General features: G+C 43.4%; 24 protein-coding genes and 1 other annotated feature. Of the genes, 19 read left to right on the forward strand and 5 right to left on the reverse strand.

What is annotated here, in order from left to right:
• The first annotated feature begins 53 nt into the window (after positions 1–53).
• The 5 genes from AC58QC_RS25820 (at position 54) to AC58QC_RS25840 (ending at position 4,043) form a co-directional block, all read left to right on the forward strand.
• A complete protein-coding gene (locus AC58QC_RS25820; protein WP_497417917.1) occupies positions 54–749 on the forward strand; it encodes a response regulator transcription factor in 696 nt (231 codons plus the stop codon).
• A complete protein-coding gene (locus AC58QC_RS25825) occupies positions 742–1,839 on the forward strand; it encodes a sensor histidine kinase (RefSeq protein ID WP_497417918.1) in 1,098 nt (365 codons plus the stop codon). The genes AC58QC_RS25820 and AC58QC_RS25825 overlap by 8 nt, the downstream gene beginning before the upstream one ends.
• A gap of 85 nt (positions 1,840–1,924) precedes the next feature.
• Positions 1,925–2,788 carry a M15 family metallopeptidase gene (locus tag AC58QC_RS25830; RefSeq protein WP_497417919.1) on the forward strand — a complete coding sequence of 288 codons (864 nt, stop codon included), beginning with the start codon at positions 1,925–1,927 and terminating at the stop codon, positions 2,786–2,788.
• A gap of 37 nt (positions 2,789–2,825) precedes the next feature.
• A complete protein-coding gene (locus AC58QC_RS25835; protein WP_497417920.1) occupies positions 2,826–3,356 on the forward strand; it encodes a VanZ family protein in 531 nt (176 codons plus the stop codon).
• Positions 3,357–3,512: 156 nt separating this feature from the next.
• Positions 3,513–4,043 (forward strand): hypothetical protein, encoded by a 531-nt coding sequence (locus AC58QC_RS25840; RefSeq protein WP_497417921.1) that lies wholly within the window; start codon positions 3,513–3,515, stop codon positions 4,041–4,043.
• 5 nt (positions 4,044–4,048) lie between these two features.
• Here the strand turns inward: AC58QC_RS25840 and AC58QC_RS25845 are convergent, their stop codons facing one another.
• Complete coding sequence (locus AC58QC_RS25845) at positions 4,049–5,200, reverse strand: stalk domain-containing protein (RefSeq protein WP_497417922.1); 1,152 nt, start codon at positions 5,198–5,200, stop codon at positions 4,049–4,051.
• A 170-nt stretch (positions 5,201–5,370) separates the two neighbouring features.
• Between AC58QC_RS25845 and AC58QC_RS25850 the strand changes: the two genes are divergently transcribed.
• The 4 genes from AC58QC_RS25850 to asd all read left to right on the forward strand — a co-directional run bounded on the left by AC58QC_RS25850 (position 5,371) and on the right by asd (position 9,864).
• Positions 5,371–5,679 carry a hypothetical protein gene (locus tag AC58QC_RS25850; protein WP_497417923.1) on the forward strand — a complete coding sequence of 103 codons (309 nt, stop codon included), beginning with the start codon at positions 5,371–5,373 and terminating at the stop codon, positions 5,677–5,679.
• A 143-nt stretch (positions 5,680–5,822) separates the two neighbouring features.
• Positions 5,823–7,103: an L-cysteine desulfidase family protein gene (locus tag AC58QC_RS25855; protein WP_497417924.1), complete on the forward strand. Its 1,281-nt coding sequence runs from the start codon at positions 5,823–5,825 to the stop codon at positions 7,101–7,103.
• A gap of 104 nt (positions 7,104–7,207) precedes the next feature.
• Positions 7,208–8,299, forward strand: coding sequence for a hypothetical protein (locus tag AC58QC_RS25860; RefSeq protein WP_497417925.1), 1,092 nt, complete (start codon positions 7,208–7,210; stop codon positions 8,297–8,299).
• 63 nt (positions 8,300–8,362) lie between these two features.
• Positions 8,363–8,625 (forward strand) — a binding site (T-box leader).
• A 153-nt stretch (positions 8,626–8,778) separates the two neighbouring features.
• On the forward strand, positions 8,779–9,864 hold the full coding sequence (gene asd / locus AC58QC_RS25865) for an aspartate-semialdehyde dehydrogenase (protein ID WP_497417926.1): 1,086 nt from the start codon (positions 8,779–8,781) through the stop codon (positions 9,862–9,864).
• A gap of 471 nt (positions 9,865–10,335) precedes the next feature.
• Here asd and AC58QC_RS25870 read toward each other — a convergent pair whose 3' ends face one another.
• The gene (locus AC58QC_RS25870; RefSeq protein WP_497417927.1) at positions 10,336–10,764 is read right to left on the reverse strand and encodes a DUF1801 domain-containing protein; all 429 of its coding nucleotides are present in this window, start codon (positions 10,762–10,764) and stop codon (positions 10,336–10,338) included.
• 156 nt (positions 10,765–10,920) lie between these two features.
• On the opposite strand from AC58QC_RS25870, the gene AC58QC_RS25875 reads away from it, so the two are divergent.
• From AC58QC_RS25875 to AC58QC_RS25920, 10 genes are all read left to right on the forward strand, one after another.
• Complete coding sequence (locus AC58QC_RS25875) at positions 10,921–11,829, forward strand: DUF3221 domain-containing protein (RefSeq protein WP_497417928.1); 909 nt, start codon at positions 10,921–10,923, stop codon at positions 11,827–11,829.
• A gap of 52 nt (positions 11,830–11,881) precedes the next feature.
• Entirely contained in the window at positions 11,882–12,772 is an 891-nt protein-coding gene (locus tag AC58QC_RS25880) for an aminoglycoside phosphotransferase family protein (RefSeq protein WP_497417929.1), read from the forward strand.
• Positions 12,773–12,805: 33 nt separating this feature from the next.
• Positions 12,806–13,414, forward strand: a complete 609-nt coding sequence (locus AC58QC_RS25885) for a LysE/ArgO family amino acid transporter (RefSeq protein ID WP_497417930.1) — start codon at positions 12,806–12,808, stop codon at positions 13,412–13,414.
• A 257-nt stretch (positions 13,415–13,671) separates the two neighbouring features.
• Positions 13,672–14,331 (forward strand): hypothetical protein, encoded by a 660-nt coding sequence (locus AC58QC_RS25890; protein ID WP_497417931.1) that lies wholly within the window; start codon positions 13,672–13,674, stop codon positions 14,329–14,331.
• A gap of 14 nt (positions 14,332–14,345) precedes the next feature.
• Entirely contained in the window at positions 14,346–15,437 is a 1,092-nt protein-coding gene (locus AC58QC_RS25895; protein ID WP_497417932.1) for a toxic anion resistance protein, read from the forward strand.
• A 154-nt stretch (positions 15,438–15,591) separates the two neighbouring features.
• Positions 15,592–16,410: a DUF6492 family protein gene (locus AC58QC_RS25900; protein WP_497417933.1), complete on the forward strand. Its 819-nt coding sequence runs from the start codon at positions 15,592–15,594 to the stop codon at positions 16,408–16,410.
• Positions 16,407–17,522, forward strand: coding sequence for a glycosyltransferase family 4 protein (locus AC58QC_RS25905; RefSeq protein ID WP_497417934.1), 1,116 nt, complete (start codon positions 16,407–16,409; stop codon positions 17,520–17,522). The genes AC58QC_RS25900 and AC58QC_RS25905 overlap by 4 nt, the downstream gene beginning before the upstream one ends.
• A gap of 48 nt (positions 17,523–17,570) precedes the next feature.
• Positions 17,571–18,902, forward strand: a complete 1,332-nt coding sequence (locus AC58QC_RS25910) for a sugar phosphate nucleotidyltransferase (RefSeq protein ID WP_497417979.1) — start codon at positions 17,571–17,573, stop codon at positions 18,900–18,902.
• 126 nt (positions 18,903–19,028) lie between these two features.
• Positions 19,029–19,814: a hypothetical protein gene (locus AC58QC_RS25915; RefSeq protein ID WP_497417935.1), complete on the forward strand. Its 786-nt coding sequence runs from the start codon at positions 19,029–19,031 to the stop codon at positions 19,812–19,814.
• Between the two features lie 10 nt (positions 19,815–19,824).
• Complete coding sequence (locus tag AC58QC_RS25920; protein ID WP_497417936.1) at positions 19,825–20,574, forward strand: DUF4184 family protein; 750 nt, start codon at positions 19,825–19,827, stop codon at positions 20,572–20,574.
• 62 nt (positions 20,575–20,636) lie between these two features.
• Here AC58QC_RS25920 and AC58QC_RS25925 read toward each other — a convergent pair whose 3' ends face one another.
• The 3 genes from AC58QC_RS25925 to AC58QC_RS25935 all read right to left on the reverse strand — a co-directional run bounded on the left by AC58QC_RS25925 (position 20,637) and on the right by AC58QC_RS25935 (position 23,380).
• Positions 20,637–21,638 (reverse strand): metallophosphoesterase family protein, encoded by a 1,002-nt coding sequence (locus AC58QC_RS25925; protein WP_497417937.1) that lies wholly within the window; start codon positions 21,636–21,638, stop codon positions 20,637–20,639.
• A gap of 37 nt (positions 21,639–21,675) precedes the next feature.
• Positions 21,676–21,819 (reverse strand): hypothetical protein, encoded by a 144-nt coding sequence (locus AC58QC_RS25930; protein ID WP_497417938.1) that lies wholly within the window; start codon positions 21,817–21,819, stop codon positions 21,676–21,678.
• A 175-nt stretch (positions 21,820–21,994) separates the two neighbouring features.
• Positions 21,995–23,380: an extracellular solute-binding protein gene (locus AC58QC_RS25935; protein WP_497417939.1), complete on the reverse strand. Its 1,386-nt coding sequence runs from the start codon at positions 23,378–23,380 to the stop codon at positions 21,995–21,997.
• Between the last annotated feature and the right edge of the window lie 79 nt (positions 23,381–23,459).

The following is a 23,459-nucleotide window of genomic DNA, read 5'->3' on the forward strand; positions in this document are numbered from 1 at the left end:
AGGAATGAATTGTAAACAAAAGCAGGACAAGTTTTTTTAGGAGCGGGATAAGGATGAAACGTACTACGATTTTAATCGCTGATGATGAGCCGGAAATTGCTAATCTCGTTGCGCTGCATTTAGAAAAAGAAGGCTACCAGCTAATTCAGGCATCGAATGGCATAGAGGCTATTCAAGCGATTGAATCGCATGCCATTGATCTAGCGATTTTGGATATTATGATGCCCAAACTAGATGGATATGAAGTGACTAGGCAAATTCGAGAGCGCTATTCATTGCCGATCATTTTTTTGAGTGCCAAATCCTCCGACTTGGATAAAATAACGGGATTGGTCATGGGCGCTGTTGATTATATGACGAAACCGTTCAATCCGATGGAATTGGTGGCTCGAGTGAATGCGCAGCTGCGGCGCTCTATGCAATTGAACCAGTCGGCACCAGTCAATAGCCCCGTGTTGGAAGCGGGTGGTGTGTCCATTGATCCTGATCAAAGATCCGTTCTTGTATATGGCGAGAAGGTCGAGCTTACACCGAAAGAATTTGATATTCTATATCTTTTAGCCAGTCACCCTAAGAAAGTGTTTAGTGCGGAGCATATTTTTGGGCATGTATGGGGGGAAGCCTATTATGAAAGTGGTAACACGGTCATGGTACATATTCGTACACTGCGCAAAAAACTTGGTGAGGATTCCAACAAAAATAAACTAATCAAAACGGTATGGGGTGTGGGGTATACATTCAATGGCTAACCTACTGCGCAGTTTTCGATCCAAAATGATCGGTTTATTTGGGCTCAGCATGCTGTTGTCCGGTACATGTACCTTTATCCTGTACAGAGTGTTGAAGCTTTATTACGCAGGCGTTCGAGCTGAAGATCCTGTAGCTAGATTACGTCATTTTGTTAATACGATTGGGGACTTAAACTTCTTTTTGTTGGTATTTATTCCGCTTTCCATTTTGTTTTTCTTTTTCCTGACCAAGCCTTATGCCACTTATTTTAATGAAATCTCGACAGGGATTCATCGACTTGCTGGCGGTGACTTTCATAGTCGTATTCATATTGATTCCAATGATGAGTTCAAGGATATCGCAGAAGATATCAATATGGCGAGTGAGAAACTACAGCAAGCGGTAGAACGAGGGGATTTTGCAGAGAGCAGTAAGGATCAGCTAGTTTTGAACTTAGCTCACGATTTACGTACGCCGCTCACCTCTGTGATTGGTTATTTGGACTTTATCCTTCAGGATGAACAGTTATCGCGGGAACAAATGATCCATTATACAACCATTGCTTTTAATAAATCGCAACGCTTAGAGAAGCTCATTGATGAACTCTTTGAAATTACACGTATGAAATATGGCATGTTGACTATTGAAAAGAAGCAAATTGATTTAAGCGAGCTGCTCATACAACTAAATGAGGAATTGTTCCCCGTATTTGAAAAAAGTAATTTAATAAGCAGAATGGATGTTGTACCGCATTTGGAAATTTCGGCCGATGGGGAGCTGCTAGCACGTGTATTTGAAAATCTATTGACGAATGCCAATCGGTATGGGAAAGATGGACAATTTGTCGATATCCATGCCCATCGTGATGGGGATGAAGCGGTTGTTCAAGTCATCAATTACGGCAACATGATCTCCCCGGACGATCTGCCTAATCTCTTTGAGATGTTCTATACGGGAGATCAAGCTCGAACTCATCAAGGTGGGAGTACGGGACTTGGCTTATTCATCGCGAAGAATATTGTGGAGCAACACAAGGGAACGATTACAGTCCAAAGCAATGTCATTCGTACACTTTTTGAAGTGCGATTGCCCTTCATTGATCAAATTTAAGAAAAATTTTATGTTTGTCCCACTTCTTTTTTAAACAGTTTTCTTTATTCTAAATGCAAGCAAGGTTTAGGAGGGAAAACAGTCGATGAAGAAGTGGGTTTTTTGGCTTGTCATAGTTATACTGCTTGGCTATGAGGCCGTACAACAGCATTCAGGTGCCGCGAAAGATGATCAAGTGAAAGAAAACGATAGAGCATATGAGGTGATTTCCCAAGCCAAGGATATGGCAATAAAAGTGACCAAAGACCAAATCTACCAAGGAAATCTAGTTTTGATTAATCAGGATAATCCAATTCATCAAGTAGGCATGGAATCAGATGTCGTCAATTTATCTCAGCATAAAGAGCTTGTTAATGGATTTGGGTTGTTAGATAACACAATTCGCTTATCACAAAACGTCGTTCAATCTTTTATCACGATGATCAGACAAGCTGAAAAAGATGGGGTTCGCCATTTTATGATCAACAGTGGTTACCGAGACAATAAAGAACAAAGTCAATTGTACAAAGACATGGGTGCTAATTATGCTTTGCCCGCGGGGCACAGTGAGCATAACTTAGGCTTAGCTCTTGATATTGGTTCTACCCTAGGTGAGATGAATCAAGCTCCTGAGGGAGATTGGTTGATCGAGCATGCACCGGCATACGGATTTATTTTACGATATGCGAAGGACAAAACGGCCATTACAGGCATCCAATATGAACCCTGGCATTTTCGCTATGTTGGATTGCCACACAGTGTGATTATGCAGCAGAAGAATTTCGCGTTGGAGCAATATTTGGAATATTTGAAACAGCAAAAGAGCGTATCTACGACCATTCAAGGCAAGAAATACGAGATTTCTTATTATCCGATTACCCAGAATAGTACCATTCATGTGCCAAGCAATCGTTCCTATCAACTATCAGGAAATAATGTGGATGGTGTCATAGTAACCGTACTACCATGATGAGCACCTAAGAATTATAGGAGAGGGAGAATGCGAAATGAAACAAACGAAAGTATGGAATGAGATGATGCTGCCGGCTTTATTTGCCGTTTATATGTACGTCGTGTTCAAAATTATTTTATTTAAGTTCAGCTCAATAGACTTACCTTTTCTGTGGCATCAACTTCAGCGGAATGTTGAGAATCCTGTTCATATTAAGAATCGCTTGGCATTCGCGAACTTTATGCCATTCGAATCTATTTCTGATAATATCCAAAGGCTATCGTCTCATGATGTTGTTAATTTGTTTGGAAATATCGCGGTATTTTTGCCGTACGGTATTTTTATAATGCTACTGTCGAGACATAAGCAGATTTCACTGCTCGGTGTGCTCATGCGTTCATTTGCTTTAAGCTTAACCTTGGAAGGTTTACAAGTCATATTGTCTATGGGAAGCTTCGATGTGGATGATCTCATTCTCAATAGTGCTGGGGGCGTGCTGGGGTATTGTGTTTTCAGGTTTTATACGAAGGTCAAATCAGGCATAGTAAGCTTGATCCAAGCCCAGAACATGAAATTATCTGAATAAGGGAAAGTAAAGGCCGTCCTTCAAAAGTAGAGCAATCTACTTAAGGACAGCCTTTTTTGATTCCAAAAAGAGGCGAATGGCTGATTTTAACTTGGATATGGTACTATGATTTGAGAAATCACAAAATTTGCAATGAAATGTCGGGGCGGTTCACGTATGGAGTCAGAGCAACAAAGAGCAAAGGAACTATTTACTTATTATCGCGGCAGCACGATTCAAATGTTTCGAGATGGGGCACACGATGAATACAAATCATTTGCCGTTTCGAAAGAGACAGAAATGACATGGGTGCAAGAAATGATCGACCACTTTTCAAGAGGACTTTCCATTAGAGAATGGGAGGCTTTGAACAGCCTTGAATCCATAGCCCGGGATTTTAAAGAAATAGTCATTTTGAAAAAGGTAGTAAGCTTCGCATCTAAGCATATTAAAAGCGCGGACAGCATCGTCAAACTCATGTATGCGGAATCGATCGTCCTCATTCTGACTTCAGTGAAGGATGTTATCACCAAAGAACTATTGTACGAAGCATTACAGGCTGCGAAGGTGATACTCGATGATATTATGTTAAATCCATTGATTTTAGATCCCGGACACGAGCTGAAATCCTTCGATTTGAAAGACAAAAAATCACTGAACCTAAGAGCAAATAAAAGCATCGAGGCGTTAAAAGGCTTCCTGTCATAGTTCAACTATTTCTCAATGGGACCTGTATCCACGACTTCGAAATCGCTGCCTTTGATTTTGCCGAGTTTATGCAAATCATCATCGTCCCATTTGGGATCAGGCGCTCCACTCACATAGAGATCACTGCCGTTGTCGGCGACAATCATCCCGTATTTCTTCATCGCTCGAAGGATGGCTTGATTGGTCGTAGAGTAGCTGGAAATGTCAAAATCGGCACGCAGCCTAATCCGGAGTCCCATAGGAGGAAGATTAGGGTCCGTACTGTTCGATGCATAATGGGTAGCTGGAGCGACGAATCCACGTTGTGTCTTTCGTACCGTGAATCGCAGCGCATGGTTGATTTCTCCAGTCATTGCTTCCTCATATCGAACGAGACCAGGGAAGATAGGTAACCCGGCCGCGTCAGCGGACGTCCAGTATTTAGGGCGCAGTGCATTTGATTTCAAATCCCACTTCGCGCCGTTTGAAGCTTGCCAGCCATTGGGCGTGGCGTGTGCGTTGAACAATTCATATAGCATATCATTGTCTTTATCCACTACAATCACATGTCGATCGCCATCACCAGCTGGGCCGCCTTCAATGGGAGCATTTGCGGGTATCGGATAAGGTCCGGGATCACTTTCATCGCCGTAATCTGTAAACGTTACGTTTACTTTCGGTTGATTGCCATCTACGATTGTATAGGGAATCCCAATCGGTGCACCTTCCCATTCCGTACCGAAATCAGCGTGAACACTGGTATTAAAGCCAATTGCGTCGATAAATTGTTTGGATTTCTGGTGAATAGGGAAGGCAGAGATGTCTGTATTCCAAGGATTATCCTTCGGAAACACTTGCAAGGTTGAATTTTCGGTTTGCTTGGGTGGTACTGGCAACTGTTGGGGCTTGTCCCCTACAAAGATTGAGCTGGTTTGATCGTCCCAACCGACTGGCTTCCCTAATGATTCTGACAAGAATCGAAGCGGTACGTAGGTCGTATTTTTGTAAATGAATCCTTGTAGGTCTGCCGGGGGCTGCTTGTTCTCTCCATCGAAATAATACTGCAGCTTACGGAAATATACGTCTATGCCGATTGACTCTGTCGCCGCGTAGGAGAGTCCTGAGAAAAATAACGCGCCGCACAAGAATCCAACTGATCCTGATTTCCATTTACCCACTTGTTATTCACGCTCCAATTTCTCTGGTTGGCTTTCTTTCATTAATGTCCTATCATAAGATTATTCGTAAGTTAACCATTAATTTGAGTCCTGCTCAATGAGATGGAGATCTTTAAGACTCTAACTAATGTTGTCAGAAATCATATCCAATCACGAACGGAGGCAGTACGATGAGTCAACGCTATCGCATTACCAAAGCATTTCAACAATTGGAACAAGAAGCACAAACCATTTCTTTGGAAACGTGCAAACAATATTTTTCGACCCAACCAGATTTTACGTATTCGTCCGTATTTACAGTGACTGGTGCAACCAGCATGTCTATTGAGGGCGATTTCTTCATGTGGAGCTATGGTGAAATCAAGATACCTTTCCGGCATTATCAGGGAGATCTTTACGTATCGGGCACGAATGAAGCCGTCATTCCAAGAATGTTAGAGGTTGCTAGTGCTTTGGGGGCTGATGTGGCGGAAGGCTAATTGGTAAGTTTTTCTCATAATTTCAACATACTCTCCTCATACTTTTCCGTTATAGTAGTAGTTGAACTAAACTAAACAGCTATAGTATATTTTAAATTATCATTCAAGGGTTATAGCTACTTGGATGTTAAGGGGGTACATCTTTGCATACAGATACATTCATAAACATATTAAAAAACGAACTCGTTGTCGCACTCGGGTGCACAGAGCCGGTTGCTATTGCTTTAGCTGCTGCGAAAGCCCGCAGTTATGTGGATGGTTCAATTGAGCAAATAACAGTTCATGCCAGCGCAGGTATCATCAAGAATGCACTTGCCGTCGGGATTCCAGGGACGAATCTGACAGGGATCGATTTTGTTGCCGCTCTAGGAGCAATTGCTGGAAATGCCGACAAACAATTAGAAGTGCTTGCCGATATTAAGCCCGATGATATTGTTGCTGCACAAGATTTGGTTGAACGTGGTAGTTCGGTAGTACATCTAGCAGATACGAGCAGGAAACTTTATATTGAGGTCGTAGTCACCACAGAGCAGGGGTATGCGAAGGTTGTTATCACGGATAACCACACGAATATAACGCTAATTGAGGTTGATGGGAAGGTCGTTGAATCAGGAGGTTGCGCGAATGCGAGCTTCAAGAGTTCCAAAGAGGAACGCGGCGAGCTGACGATCGATGGCATCGTGCAATTCGTGAATTCCGTTGAACTTAGCAAGCTCGATTTGGTTAAACAGAGTATTGAACTGAATCGTAAGGCAGGATTAGACGGCTTATCGAAATCCTACGGGCTTGAAGTAGGGAAGACGATTAAAGAAAATGTGCAACGAGGCATTTTGTCAGATGATTTAATCTCACATGCCATGGCACTTGCTGCCGCTGGATCCGACGCTCGGATGGCTGGCTCTAGCATGCCAGTTATGGCGAATTCGGGTAGCGGTAACCAAGGCATCGCAGCAACTAACCCGGTTATCGCGGCTGCTGAGAAGCTTGGCGCTTCGGAGGATAAGCTCATTCGAGCCGTGGCATTAAGCCATTTAGTCACCATTCATATCAAATCCAAGTTTGGGCGATTATCCGCCTTATGTGGCGTTACTGTATCAGGAACAGGTGCAAGCTGCGGCATTACCTATCTACTAGGTGGCGGAAATAATGAGATTAAGGCCGCAATCCAAAACATGCTCGGCAATGTAACTGGGATGATGTGTGATGGCGCAAAAGGCGGCTGTGCTATGAAGGTAGCGACCTGCACGAGTGCAGCGGTACAATCTGCGCTTCTCGCTTCTAAAGGGATGACAATCTCCTCTACGAATGGATTTATCGAAAATGACGCCGAGAAAACGATCGACAACTTCTGTCGGATCGGGAATGAAGCCACGTCCGATATAGACAAGCTCATCCTCGAGATGATGTTGAATAAAGACATATAGTTCGATTATTGTCCGCCGTGTGGCGGATTTTTTTATTGAAATGGAAACTATTGGCAGCATACTTCGTCTAATTCATTAGAATTTAATGTATGGAGTGATGACTTTTGATTTATGCTGGTTTAGGTCCATTTATCAAAAAAGTAACAATTCTGTCTGTAATCATGATGTTGATGGTTCCATTATTGACGTACGCGGCAAGTGCTCATTGGGTTGATCCTGTGCTAAAGCCGTACAAACAGCGAATTGTGCCGTTTAAAGACGGCAGCTCTATGGAAGGGCCGGTCACGAGAGAGGAGTGGAACTCCTTCTACTTCTATGTACTGGCCCCTGAGCGGTACGATGAGCCGATCGATATTGGCAACTGGGTGACGATGATCAAGATGGGCGTGAAGCTGCCAAAAGGCAAAGAAGACGAGCTGATCAAAGGGTATGTGTATAACCTTGCTCCGATGTATGCACAGCACTTGAACCGCGAAACTGCCGTAGGCGGATTAATAAAATTGTTGACCTTGAGCATTGTGCAAGGGAGCTGGGATAACTCACAAGCAGATGCAGGTAAGGTATTCGTTGACTACAAAGACATCAGTGACCATCAAAAAGGGCTTGTTCAAATTGCCTATCGGGATGGCCTCTTGGACAGTGCGACGCAAACGGAATTTCGACCGAAAGACAACCTGACGAATGCGGAAGCCATTTCAATCATGGAAAAAGTAATGAAGAAATATGAACAAGAGGCAATCAAACTCAGTCCTCCTACTAAACCAGGCTTTCCTGCCGTCGTTACTCTTTTTGAAAATACACCAATTTACAGCTCTCCAGATGCCTCACAAAGTCCGATTGGGTTGATTTCACCACAAGATGTTCGGATCGTTGCGACGGAAAAGGAATTGCTAAGTTTTAAACAAATAACAGACGTGAAGTGGTTTCAAGTTGCCACATGGCTCGGAGATCAATGGATACAACTGGAGATGCAGCAATTAGGCAATATTGAACATACAGATACCTATTTGCTGCTTCAAGATACGACTACTCTCCAGAATACGCCGCACCCTGATACCGCGCTAACACTTGCACTTTCGCCTCAAAAGGTTCATGTTATTAGCCTTTTTCGCAGTAAATTTAGTGATAGCTATCTGATCGAGACGTGGGTTGGACCTAAATGGATCACGAACCCGAAAGGTGCAATTACGGAGTAATCAACCAAATCCCAAAATTTTTTGTTTACGTACCTCCGGTAATTTGATAATATAATCGCAATAACAAATGCGTTGAAGAGAAGAGTAAATAAATGATATCTTTCACAGAGAGCTCCGTTAGCTGAAAAGGAGTAAAGAGAACTTTATTGAACAAAGCCTCAGAGCAGCACATCGGAACCGATTCAGTAGGGGATGGTGTGACAGGAGCTCCTGTTACAGAGCTAAAGTATACGCATGCCAATGGCTTGTCGTACTTGAAGAGGCTGATATGGCGACATATTGGTGAAACTGGGTGGTACCACGAGGATATTAATCTCGTCCCTAAGACTGGCAATAGTCTTGGGGGTGGGATTTTTTTGTTGTAGCAATAGAAAATTTAACTCATGTGCCTCAACATTTGGCACACCAAATCAGGCAATTTGAATGTAATAGTGAGATACTTCATACCATCATACGAATTTGAAAGGATTGAACTTAACATGTCGAGAAAATTAAAAGTTGGTATTGTCGGAGGCACTGGCATGGTTGGCCAGAGGTTCGTTGAATTACTAGATCAGCATCCGTGGTTTGAGGTTACAGCGATTGCAGCAAGCAGCAGTTCAGCGGGTAAAACGTATGAAGAATCTGTTAAGAGCAGATGGAAATTGTCCACCCCTATTCCTGAAAATGTGAAAGGGATCGTTGTTCAAGATGCTTCGAAAGTAGAAGAGGTTGCCACTGGCGTTGATTTTATTTTTTGTGCAGTTGATATGAAAAAAGATGAAATTAAAGCGTTAGAAGAAGCTTACGCCAAAACAGGCACACCTGTTATTTCCAACAATTCGGCTCACCGCTGGACACCGGATATCCCAATGGTCATCCCAGAAGTGAATCCGGGTCATATTGATGTGATTGCTGCTCAAAGAAAACGCCTTGGAACATCGACTGGTTTCATTGCTGTGAAGCCAAACTGCTCAATCCAGAGCTATGTGCCAGCGCTTCATGCCTTGCTTGATTTCAAACCAACTAACGTGGTTGCATCGACCTATCAAGCGATCTCTGGTGCGGGTAAAAACTTCACGGATTGGCCTGAGATGTTGGATAACGTTATTCCTTATATTGGTGGGGAAGAAGAGAAAAGTGAGCAGGAGCCGCTGCGCATTTGGGGAAGTATCGTAAATAATGAAATTATTAAAGCAACTGCACCATTAATTACTACACAATGTATTCGTGTTCCCGTAACGGATGGACATTTGGCTACCGTATTTGCATCCTTTGAAAAGAAACCGTCGAAGGATGAGATTCTTGCTCGTTGGTTGTCATTCAAAGGACGTCCGCAGGAACTTGCTTTACCAAGCGCACCTAAACAGTTTATTACGTATTTCGAAGAAGAAAACAGACCTCAAACAAATCTTGATCGTAACATAGAGCGCGGTATGGGTGTTTCTGTAGGGAGATTGCGCGAGGATTCCATGTTTGATTATAAATTTGTAGGATTGTCGCATAACACATTACGCGGAGCAGCGGGTGGTGCTGTTCTTATCGCCGAGTTGCTCAAAGCAGAGGGTTACATTCAAGCGAAGTAAGATCTTTAAGGCCCTTTTTGGGCCTTTCGGTGCCCGAAGCTTCCTAAAGTCCAGCGAGTCCAAGACTTTAACGCCCTTTTTGGGTGTTAAAGTCAGTTCGCCGGCCGAAGCTAGAGCTTTAAGGCCCTTTTTGGGACTTAAAGCGCCGGAAGCCCTCGAAAAGCCAGCGAGCCCAAGACTTTAACGCCCTTTTTGGGCGTTAAAGTCAGTTCGCCGGCCGAAGCTAGAGCTTTAAGGCCCTTTTTGGGCCTTAAAGTGCCTGAAGCCCCCGAAAAGGCAGCGAGCCCAAGACTTTAACGCCCTTTTTGGGCGTTAAAGTCAGTTCGCCGGCCGAAGCGAGAGATTTAAGGCCCTTTTTGGGCATTAAAGCGTTGGAATGCCCCTCACCTGAGCTTGGCCATTCCATTAACCATACAAGAAGGGGCAATCCCCGCGTAGATGGATCTACACGGAGACGGCCCCTTTTTTTACTTAGGTATGATTCGGGTAGCGTTCTTTCAAAAATGAGACCGACTGGCTTATTAAATCCTTTAATACATCAACGTCGATATCTGCTACTTTATTGATGTACACACAGGCTTTAGCAGCTTCATGTTTGCCTAAGTCCTTCAATAATTCCTCTCGGCCCGTATCACCTGTCGCAAAATATAAGCTAATTTTGGCTTTGCGAGGTGAGAAACCGGCTAGTGGCGCATCGCCTTCATGTCCGGACTCATATTTATAATGATAGGCGCCGAATCCAATAATGCTCGGTCCCCACATTTTCGCTTCATAGCCTGTCGTTTCGGTGAAAATATCTAATAACTTATAGGCGTCTTCGCGCTTCTTAGGGCTTTCAACATTTTCTATAAACTCAAGGACGCTGCTATCTGTTTCTTTCATTTTTGCTTCGTACGCCATAGAAAACACTCCTTCTCGATTTTTTCCCTATGATGACTTGTCTTTTCCATTTTACCAAAGAAGCGTTTGAATTAGAAACATGAATAAGGGAATGATCGTCTAATACATACCACTGGAATTGATGAATGAGGACGTGGAAGAAAGAAGGTGTATTTCATGTGGAAAAAGGGATATTGGTTACCTACGATGCTATGTACGATTCTTGTTGGGGTCCTTTTAGCCGGTTGCGGTGAGCGAAATGTAGAAGATCGTAACGAAGGAGCTGCTCAGCTCCAACAGACACCTAAAAGGATGAAATCTGTTTCTCAAGAAGATTTACAAAAATATGCGAATCAACTCGCCACTTTAGCGGCAGTATTTGAAAAACACCAAGTGAAGCCGCAATCCTCTTATAGCACTGACAAAGAAGCCTTTCTGGAGGTGCGCCGCGTAGGCGAACATGCCAAAACGCTGTCGGATGCAGAGAAAGCCAAGCTAAAACAAGCTATCTATGAGGAGATTGGCGTCGAGTTTCCGTTACAGATAGAGGTCTATACGATTGATGAGCAATCCGGAATGAGTGGGAAAATCACAGCAATTGACGAAAAGGGAAGGTTTTTAGTCGTTTCCAGCGATAAATTCATTGATCAAGAAAAGAAAATGCCAAGTGCCGCGTGGTACGGTATGTCAGATGATGCACACATTGAGTTTGAAGGGAAGAAGATTCAACCGAGTGACGTTCAAATCGGTTCAACCGTCAACATGTGGGGTGAGGGAATCATGTTATCGAGTTACCCTAGCCAAACTACTGGGCTGCGCCTCCAAATAATCGCACAGGACAAAGGAATCGGTGATGCAAGCGGTAAACTCACAGGATTAGTCACAAAAGGCGAGGGCGTGAACGTGGAGCGCATCATTGAAGTTGATGGGGTGAAACATAGAGTGCTTCCGTTTGCCCAAGTGTGGAAAAAAGGAAAAAAAGTAGATGTTACTGAAATTAAGGTTGGTAATCAAGTTAATATATGGTTTGCAGGATATGAGTTTGGCACGGAGAAATTAGTGACAAAGGTCGTCATTGATGGATAAATGTTGAGGTAATTACACATGGAGCTTGTATTTGCCGGAAGGAAGTGTGCTAGTGAGCCAAGTTAATGAAATAGAGATCAACTTAAGACTCGTACAACAGTTGATCGCTTCACAATTTCCACAATGGGCACACCTGCGACTACAGCCGGTTGACTCGGCAGGAACAGACAATGCCATCTTTCGTCTTGGCGAAGACATGGCGGTACGATTACCACGTGCGGATTGGGCCATCGGGCAAGTGGAGAAAGAGCAACGGTGGCTGCCTATGCTAGCACCGCTTGTACCCGTATCTATCCCTGTACCGCTTGCGATGGGGGTACCCGCTGAAGGATACCCGTGGCACTGGTCCGTCTATCGGTGGCTCGGAGGTGAGAACGCAGCGATCGCACCAATCGCCAACCAACTCCAAGCAGCAACAGTCCTTGCGCAATTCATTAACGCCATCCAACAAATTGATTCGACGGATGGTCCCATGCCTGGTTCTCACAATTCTGGCAGAGGTGAGCCTTTGGCTTTGCGAGATGCATCTGTCCGGCAGGCCATAGCAAGCTTGATCAACATGATCGATACAGATGTGGCAACTGCTGCTTGGGAACAGGCCCTGCAGGCACCTGTTTGGCAGGGCAAGCCCGTTTGGATCCACGGAGACCTTCATCCGGGTAATTTATTAGTAGAGCAGGGGCGACTAAGCGCGGTAATCGACTTCGGTACGTTAGGCGTTGGTGATCCTGCCTGCGACATTATGGTCGCTTGGACGTACCTCTCAGCGGAAAGCCGAGAGTTGTTCCGTACAACGCTAACGATCGACGAAGCCACTTGGACTCGTGGATGCGGGTGGGCACTTTCCTTTGGATTGATTGCTTACGCATACTACATCGACAAGAACCCTGGGCTCGCCGCCATATCCCGACGTACGATTGATGAAGTTCTTAGTGCTTATTAGTAGTTAACGATTTGTAGATAGGAGAAAAACATCATGCTTTCGGCCATCTTTCAAGGAATTCTTTTATCAGCAGGTCTCATTTTGCCGTTAGGCGTTCAGAATGTATTTGTATTTAATCAAGGTGTGACACAACCGAGATTTATTCGGGCGCTGCCAGTCGTTATTACCGCATCACTATGTGATACAGTGCTCATTTCTTTGGCTATTTTGGGTATATCGGTGATTATAGTTACGCTGCCTATGGTTAAAACTGTTCTGTTTTTACTGGGTATATTGTTCCTTATTTATATGGGGTTCGTAACATGGAAGAGTAAACCTGCCTCAAGCCAATCCGAAGAAAAAGCATTATCGCCCAAGAAGCAAATCGCATTTGCTGCCTCCGTTTCTTTATTAAACCCGCATGCGATCTTGGATACAATTGGTGTCATAGGAACAAGCTCTATCCATTATGTTGGGAAAGAAAAACTAGTATTTGCCGTGGCGTGTATATTGGTCTCATGGATATGGTTTTTGGCGCTTGCGTTAGTAGGAAGACAAGTTGGGAAACTAGATAAATCTAGAACATTTATAACTTTTCTAAATAAAGCTTCCGCCCTGATTATGTGGGGGACTTCCATATATTTAATCTCACAATTAATCTAACGAAAAGTAATTTGACCAAATTCATTCGTCCTATTTTATAATAAGTAAAGCTTGGAAACCAACCAATACAGCCAAGCCAGTAGACGTAATATTGCGTATGCTGGCTTTTTGGCATGAAAACAGGTGATGGTACTTAGTGACACATAACGACAAGTCTCTTTCAAGAATATCATTTTACTGTAACAAATTGACATCAATCGCAAGTGGATATATGATTTTAAGGGGTAACACGAAAGGAACAGGGGTGTGAAGGTATTATGCATAAGCAATTCAAAGTCGCTGCAGGCATCTCCGTTGCAGGATATGTTGCAAGTCTTATAACCGCTACTTTTTTACCAGAGTCCATTAATTTATTAGTACCAACGGCTTTATCGATCGGAAGTATTCTTGTACTGAGCCGAACTTCTATAGCTTTAAAAGGGACAACAAATCCCGTTCCGCTTAACGATACTACCCCTAATGCACCAACTACGCGGATTTCTACTCCTGATATGGAAGCTGCGCCCAAAGATGAAAGTGATCCTTTCTGGGATCCAATTGCGGAATATATCCATGTGATTGAAGAAACGATGATCTCGGAGGGACAGAAGAATACGTTAGATGACGAGATTGTGGAGAAAACGCTAAGCTTGCTAGCTAGGGTAGGCAGACTGATTCCACAGCTGAAAGAATTAAACGATGCAAACATGAATCATAACATACAGCGATTGATCTTCAAGGACCTCAATGGTGCGATTAACCCGTTTCTGAAGCTGGGAGGAGAAGCCAAACGATTGAATCGTCGGTTACTTCTTACAGGAATTAAGGACATTAACTCTAAGCTCTCGGATTATGTAGAAACCATTGAACAGAAAGATTTAATTGAGTTACAGACTCGCATGGAACTGATCCAACAACGTTATCGTTCAACAGACTAAGGAGGCATGGAACTGTGACAACCCAATTGGTGCAATTAAAGTCAACAGATTTGCAGAAAGTTGAACAAGAAGCGAAACAATTACTCGAGAAAGTCTCTTCGACCGATACCATGGAGTTAGAAACCTTGATGGATTCTATCGGACGTATGGGCTCCAAAACCATGGAGCAGGCTGGACAATCGTTAGCAATGCTAGAGCGTCCCGTGAATGAATTAATGTCAGGGAAACGCTCAGAGGTCCAAAACAATATTCTGAAGCTGCGCGGCGAAATTGACTCGTTAAGCAAGAGCAAGCAGCTTGGTTTCTTTGAGAAAATGATGAAGAAGACACCTCTAAAGAATTATATCTATAAATATCAATCCGTGAAAACGAACGTAAATGCGATTGTGCAATCCCTGCGAAATGGGAAAGAAACGCTGGAAGAGAACATGGCGTACATGAAAACGCTGAAGAAAAATTCGATTGAGTCCGTCTACAATTTGCAGATGCGAATCGCGATGGGTGAGAATTTAAAGCAGCTTTTCGAGGTCGAAATAGCCAAGCCCGAGAATGAAAATCGTAAAACGCATTTGGAGAGAGGCCTTCGCAAAGTTGTTACGCGCATTCAGTCCTTTCAGGAAATGGTCATTCTATATCAACAGGCGATTGCAGGAACGGACATCATCAATGACAATAACGATAAACTCATTGATGCGGTGGATGCGACGATCGACAAAACACAGAACCTGCTGACGGTCTCTGCGATGATCTCGATGGCTATTGAAGATCAAGTACAGACGATTGAAGCGGTAAATTCCGCGAACTCAACATTGAACAAAATGTTCGAGGACAATTCGCGCTTGTTGAAGGAAACTACGCAAAGAACGAATGAGCTGCTTGGACAACCAGGCTTACAAATGGACTCGATCGAAAGAGGTATGACCGATCTTTTCGCTGCCTTGGATCTCTTTGAACAGTCGAATCGGACGATCATTCAATCTGCTACAGAGCACACGCAGCGGCTTGGGAACATTAGCCAGCAAATGACACAGCGTCTTGGTTTGACGCCAGGGAATAAAACGAATGCGGAAATCAAAGCTTCAGAGTTAGGCGGGCTTTTGGAATAAATAGGTTGAAGTAGTATTAGCTGTCAGGGATCCTCTCCTTGGCGGCTTTTTTAAGTTATTTTAATGCAATCATCATACCTCTTCACCCATGCCATTTCATTCTCCTGACATATGATAATCCATACGTTTGAATAATGGAGATGAGTAAATGTTCATGCAAATTAAAAAGGAGCCAGTGAACTCCACCCAAATTGATGTGCTGATCCCAGCGATTGAGAAGGATCTGGGGACTCTCCCCCTTGTGATTGATTCCGTAAGAAAATATGTGAAGCACCCGATAGGTGAAATCATTATTGTAGCTCCGGTGAAACAACGCATTCTTGATCTATGTGAGAGAAAAGGATGTCGCTTCGTTAATGAAGATACAGTTCTCCCCATTACGAAAAAGGACATCCATTATCAATCCAAGACGTGGGATCGGACCGGATGGCTCTATCAGCAGTTACTTAAGTTAAATGGAGATACCTTGTGCTCATCCAAGTACTATATGGTCATTGATGCTGATACCGTACTCATTCGTCCACATGTCTTCAAAGTTGGCGGCAAAACGGTGTTTTATTGCCGTAACTGGAGTCAAGGAGAATATTTCAATACCTATCGTAAATTGATGGGAAGAAATCGCGCATCCCGATTGTCCTTCGTTACCCATTACATGCTGTTCGAAAAAGCTAAAGTTAAGCAATTGAAACAGTTTATTGAGTCCAAACACAACAGTAGCTGGTATGCAGCGATTATGAAAAGCATGAATAAATCCAGGCAGTTTGCCTTTTCTGAATTTGAAACGTATGGTAATTTCCTCTATTCGTCCTCGGCCAATAAGATGATCTTGAAACCAGCATTGAATATCCACTTGCATGTTCCTAATTCTGGGCTTACAGCTTCAAGGATGTCTTCTCTAGCCAAAAGATATAGGTCCATTTCCCTGCACAAACGCAAAGGATATGTGAAATCCGTCAAGCTGATGTCACCATGAAGCCCTATGTTGTTGTTTGGAAGGGACCCGTACACAAGGAAAGCGGTCTGGGTCATGCAAGTAGAACGTATGCGGCTTCACTGAAACGGATGGGTGTTGACGTTAGGATCGGTACATCGAGGTCTAGATCTCGTACCATCAAAGGCAAAAAAGTATTGATCTATCACGATGTACCTAGCTTTATTCAGTGGAGTAGCGAGCGAAGCGTATACGATTCCATTATTTTAAATACCGTTTGGGAAACAAGCAGAACGCCTAATAAATGGCTATCTCACATGAACAAATTTGACGCGGTTTGTGTGCCTACGCAGCATAATAAGCGGGCACTTCAGAATAGCGGGGTTATGGTTCCGATTTACATCGTACCTCATGGTGTAAATACGCAGGAATTTCATCCGAACAATAAAAAATTTAATATGCCGCGTGCGGCTGGCAAGTTTACCTTCTTATCTGTCTTCGGCTTCCAACACCGAAAGAACCCAGAAGGCTTGCTAAGAGCATACTGGGAAGAATTTTCCTCGAATGATAACGTCATTCTGGTCATCAAAACGAATGGCTATGCATCCTATGAGAATGAGAAGTGGATTCAACAACAAATTTGGAATTACAAAAAGAGATTGGGGATTCGCAAAGATACGGCTCCTGTTGTTATTATGGGTCGACGACTCCGTGAAAGCCAGCTCAAAGGGTTATACACAATGGCAGATGCCTTCGTCCTTCCCTCGCGAGGCGAGGGTGTGGGACTCCCTTTTCTTGAAGCGTTAGCCAGTGGTATTCCCGTTATTGCAACAGCTTGGGGCGGTCAAATGGATTTCCTTACGCACAATAACTCGTTCCTGATTCCCTACCAGTTGAAGAACCCTACAGTTAGTATGAACAGCCGGCATGCCATTTCGCGATCATTCAGTTACCTGTTTGCGGAGAAAGGGCAGCTATGGGCGGAACCTGATCATGCTAGTTTGAGAATAATCATGCGAAAAGCGTACGAGAATCCCGAATTATGCAAACGTAAGGGACGACAGGGAAGGCGCGATGTCCTTCACTTAACTTGGGAGCGTGCGGGGATGCTGATGAAGCATGTGGTTGAGAAAGTCATGCAAACGAAGAAATAAGGGTACAGCATGATGTTCCCAAGGAAAGGAGAATTGGGCTTGCGAATTGTGCTATTGTGCGGAGGGTCGGGAAAAAGGCTATGGCCTTTGTCCAACGAGATTCGCTCCAAGGTGTTTCTTAAGCTTTTGAAATCCAAAGATGGGGTCAGAGAATCAATGATTGGGCGAATATGCAGACAATTGGATGAGGTGGGCTTACTGCAAGCTGCCTGTATCGTTACACATCACAGTCAAGTGGAGATTACACGTAATTATGTTGGTGAGCACATTCCTATCATAAGTGAGCCTTATAAAAGAGGAACGTTTCCAGCCGTCTCTTTAGCCGCTACGTATCTGCATGAGATCATGCACGTAGATCCAGATGAAACGATATGTATTCTCCCCGTTGATACTTATGTAGATTCCGCGTTTTTCGGACTGCTTCATCGATTTCCCGATGTTATTTCACGTTCTAAGGCTGATCTTGCTCTCCTTGGAACAAAACCGACCATGCCCTCCGATCAATTTGGCTATATCGTACCCATTCAACCGAAAGAAAATGATGAATTTGCATTTGTTCGGCATTTCATAGAAAAGCCAAATGTGCAAGCAGCTGCTCATTTGATCGAGCATGATGCTTTATGGAATTGCGGTGTATTTGCATTTCCCTTAAAGTTCATACTGGACTATTTGAAGGACAAGGGACATCCGGTCCAAGTTGAGAGCTGGATGACTACGTATAAACAGCTTTCAAATACTAGCTTTGATCGAGAAGTCGTTGAGCTCACTCCGCAAATAGCGGTTATGGGATATGAGGGTACATGGCATGATGTGGGAAGCTGGAAGGCGCTGACCCCTTATTTAGAGGATCATGTTATTGGAACAGGGCGAATATCCGACGATTCCGTTGATACACATCTTATTAATGAACTTCCTTATCCCATTGAAATTATAGGTGTCTCGGATCTGATTGTCGCGGCCAATTCAGACGGCATATTGATTGCCAATAAGGAGAAAGCTCATCTCATCAAGGAACGGCTCTCTGAAGTGTCACAAATGCCTATGTATGTGGAAAAAAGATGGGGATCTTACCAAGTCTTGAAATATTGGCAGAATGAATCGGGGAAAGAAAGTATGATTAAACTAATGAAGCTTTCCCAAGGGAAACAAACGAGTTACCATCAGCATTTCAATCGAGAAGAAAGCCTAACTATATTAGCAGGCAGTGCGGAGATTCTAATGGAGGACAAACTGTATAAGCTTTCCGCGGGAGAAGTGTTGCATATTCAAGCTGGTATCAAACATGGCATTAAGGCCGTTAGCGATCTAGAGGTAATGGAAGTTTTGTTGGGCAATGAATTATCACAAGAAGATATCACTCGGTTTTCAATAATATGGTAATATATGAATATGATGAATAAGTATGAGGCCTGCTTATCGGTAGGTCTTTTTTGTTGACTCCAATAGAGCCAGCCTCGAATAGAATGTAATGTTCCTATTTCGTGGATGCTTGAAGGAGGAGATGCTTTGGAACGTCAAAATCAATCAAATAACAGGCGAACGATTCGATTCGTCCGGCCGACATCTTTAAATAGTAATCAGCAAGAATTGGAAATTACAAAGGTTAATTTTGGTGGAGGTAACGCAGAAGAACGAGTCGTACAAACAGCCGAAGATATCAGCTTACAGTATAAGGATATGCAAACAGGTCAATGGATAACCGAATACAGGAAATCCAAAGATGCACCGATTAGTTACCGAATTACATCGGGTTATTTTAAAGCTGCAAGACAACCTGTTCTCATACTTAAGGGTTGGAGGGGAAGCGGCGGCTATTTAACGTATACCATCCTAAGCAAACAAAATGGCAACGTTGTCGTAATGGTTGACAAAGAGGATCTGTATAAGGGAGACATTTTCCTTGAGAATGGAAGAATGCTCGAGAAAAGAGATGTCCGATATTCGGAGTGGGTGGTCAAGAAAGGTCACTTAACGCTGATTCCTTATATAATTCCTAAGATTCCAGGAGCACTTCGTATTGAATATGCAATACTACCAGATGGCCATGTGAAAATTGGAAAAACTCGGTATACAGTTCCAGTGGGGACCATCGTGCAAACGATCAGAATCGACTTGAATGAAATTAGGGAGCTAGGATTTATCGATGGTGGTCAAGGGAATTCAAACATCGTTAAATACCTGGATGCCTACAAGCAAGCCTTCCAAATCGTTAAACCAGGAATCGTCGAAGTGAAGCTAGTGCCTGATCTCGATTGGACGAAAGAGTTTACATTTACGATTGAAGCCAAGTAGGAGTTGGACTATGCCATTTACATTTGCTCATCCTGCTTATGCATTCCCATTGAAATATGCGTTACCGAAATATGTAAGCTTAACGGGACTTATTCTCGGGAGCATGGGACCTGATCTTGAATATTTTATGTATTTAGAGCCACATCGCAGTATCGGTCACTCGTTCTCAGGTTTACTTATACAAGTAATACCGTTAAGTTTGTTTGTAGCCGTTATCTTTCATTATTTGGTCAAAGAAGCGCTCGCCTTACATCTACCAGCACGATTTAATCTTAGCCAGAGAGCTTACAATAGTTCTGGCCAATGGAGACTCAATAAGCTGAGAGCTTGGATCATCTTCTTATTTTCTGTGTTCATTGGATATCTTTCGCACGTATTAACGGATGCCTTTACACATGAGCATGGTTTTTTTGTTTCTCATTTTCCGGTTTTAAGCGAAGTAATAGGTTTTAATCTTCCGTTGTATAAAATTTTGCAATATAGCTTATCTGCTGTTGGGCTAATGGTTATTCTTAATTTCATTATTTATAGTTTATATAAAAGTCAGTCAATTGCCACGGATATGCCTATCCTGACAATCAAACAAAAGTTATTATTTTGGAGCGTCGCATTATTAATTTCGATCGTATTAACTGGGATGAAATTACTTTTATCAACTAGCCAGAACATTCTCGGCATCTTAGTGGTTGCGCCTATATCTGGCATGTGTTTAGGGATTGTTGTATCTTCCTTAATCTGGCGGATTAGGAGTAGATCCTGATATGGGGGAATGGAAAAAAAGACCAATTACTACACTATGTGGTTGGTCTTTTTTCCATTTTCTTAAAATCTTAACGTAAAATCAGCCTCAGGTATCCACGTTAGCCCTTGAAAATCTCGTCCCCGAATATGGACACGATCCTCGTATACGTCGATTACCAAGCCTTCCGAACGATTTCCTTGAATCAGTTGGTCGTTGCTGTCGTAAGGGTAACTCACAGACGAACTATTGACCATCGTGAAGATATCTTTAAAGAGCGTAGCAGACAACCGCAATTCCCAGTGCGTGTGACCTGTAAAAAATATGACTTCCGGGTATTGAGATAGGATCCGTTTTAATTCATCTTTTTGTACGACTCCGCGAGGCAGGCTGCCAGAAACGGTGCCTTGCAGAGGCTGATGCAGAAATAAGAAGAGCGGTCTGTTCCTGATATAGTTTTCTTGGAGTTTACTTTGCAACCAGTTTAATTGTGCCTGCGATAACCAGGCATCTTCACCATTCGCTGGAGCGGATTGACGATATTGCTCAGAACCAAGAAAAATGAAGTGATAGCCTTGAATCCAATGATCGTAATAAACTCTGGGCATTTGTGCGAAGGATAGAAATCGTGCGATAGAGGCTTGGACAGATTCGCCATTCGGAAATGTACTTGGTGACCAATCACCAGCAAGGTTGTAATAAGCCTTATAAAAATCATGATTGCCCATTGTATAACAAACTTTTTTCGGAACCGGATGCTTCTGCAGAATGGAAGCTAACATGGCATAGTCATTGGAACGTCCGTCGCCAAGATCTCCGTTTATTACTAAAGCATCTAAACTCGGGTATAACTGAGATAAATCCTCTAAGGCAGCACTCAATTTACCCTGAGCTTGAGTATCCCAGTACTGAATATGAATATCACTGACAACGGAAAAACGTAAGAGAGGAGAATACTCAACAGCTTTACGCAGCTCATCAGCTAGTCGGAGAATCTCGTCTTTCTCATGTTGGGATTGAACGAATTTCAAACGCGGTTGGAGAAAGGATTCTATGATTTTGAGAGCATCTTTTTCTTGCAGCACCAGCAACCTCCCCCTCAATCATGATGTCGTAAGTATCTTAATTCTGAGACTGACCTGAAGCTAATCTTAACGCATTGGCAAGTCGGTGAATTTCATCCTTATCCTCTTGGGAAGTGACGAAATACCACATCGGACTTAAAAAGGTCTCAATAATTGTATTGGCATCTTCTGGGCTTAACACGCGCATCGCCTCCCACTATCAGGTTGTCCTACTAGTACTAGCATATGTAGCATCCTGCTAGAATGAAATGAGTAAGGCACACATTTTATAGTATTTTCCCTTTTTGAATTGCAATAAATAGGGAAAAGGGCCGCCTAAAAGTAGGTATATCTACTTTGAGGCGGCCCTTATTTTCTCATCTGCTTGTCACTTTCTTACGTGGTGAAAGCAGCTTATGCAGCCGTTTCGCGCATTGCTCGGCCGACTCCATGCCTTCCCAGTAGAGCATCATCTCATTGTTTACCTCTTGCATGACTTGATTGTCCGAGATCGTTTCATGTTGATAATAAGCGTCATGTAATTGACCGTCTGAGATATGGAGCGACGCGAGATCGTGCTGGTCCCATAGCTGCTCATTAATCGGGTTGAGCACCGACAGGAATCGCGATTGGCCAATTTTGGCTTGAACTTCTGGGTTGCACGCCGTTTGTAGAAATTGGATCGCCAGCTCACGCTCTGTGCTCGCGGAATGAACCATCAGCGCATTGGCGATGAGCAATGTTTTGGATGAATCGCCGAACGGCATCGGCGCGAACTTAGGCTCAAACGGCAGCTTGTCGCCAAACCCAGCAAGCTCAATAATCGTCGTCAACATCATGGCGACTTGCTCGCTTTGGAAAGCGATACGATGCAGCTGCATATGGGAAATGAGTGCACTCCGTTTATGATAGATCATATCGTGCATGAAGGTGAGCGTATCCAGAAGCGCTTTCTTATTCGGCTTATTAAAGTCAACGCCGTTCTGCATAGCGATCACATTCCAGCGATTGAGCGTAGATGGCAGCGAAAAGCCATAATTATCGATAATGCCGTCTTGATTCGTATCAAAAGTCAGTTGCCCAGCCGTCTGAATAAATGTATCTTTGTTCCACCCTTGACGAGGCGATTCGATGTTGTATTTGTCGAACATTCGCGGATTGTAGGCGAGACAGATACCTGAAAATGTGACAGGAATCGCTTTGATATGGCCGTCCTTGCGAAATCCGTCAAGCAGCTTTGGGTACATACTCGTCAATTCGTTGTCCATTATCCGATCTAAAGTAACGAATTCATCCATGGATTTAAGCTCTTGGAAGATCCCGTCTGTAATGATACAAATGTCCGGATGAATGCCCATTTCGATGCACTTGTGTAAGGATTCCCAGAATTGGGTGATGGGAAAACTGAGCAATTTAATGTCGACATCGAGGTGTTGCTGTTCGAACGTTTCGCAAATAAACGGCAAGCAGTGGTCGACAAAGTAAGAGGGTGTAATTGTCAGAATGCGCAGTACCTTCCGCTTCGATTTCCGAACGGTGACGTTAGGGGAGACGAAGGTGCCGAGTCCGGCCTTTTTCACAACAAGCCCTTCCTTCAGCAGGAGGTCGAGCGATTTCCGTACGGAGCTGCGGCTGAGCTCGTAATACTTGCTTAATTCGTTTTCCGACATGAGGAACTCATCCTTCTTGATAAAGCCAGAAAGAATTTGTTCCCGCAGAATATCGGTCAAAGAAGAATAGCAATATTGGTCCTTTTTTCTCATAATTATAATCGCCACCTATTAGCGCAGTTGTATGTATTCTAAACAATATTTGGAAAATATACAACAGGGAAAAAGTGAG

This window comes from Paenibacillus sp. J22P51, from assembly GCF_059692215.1.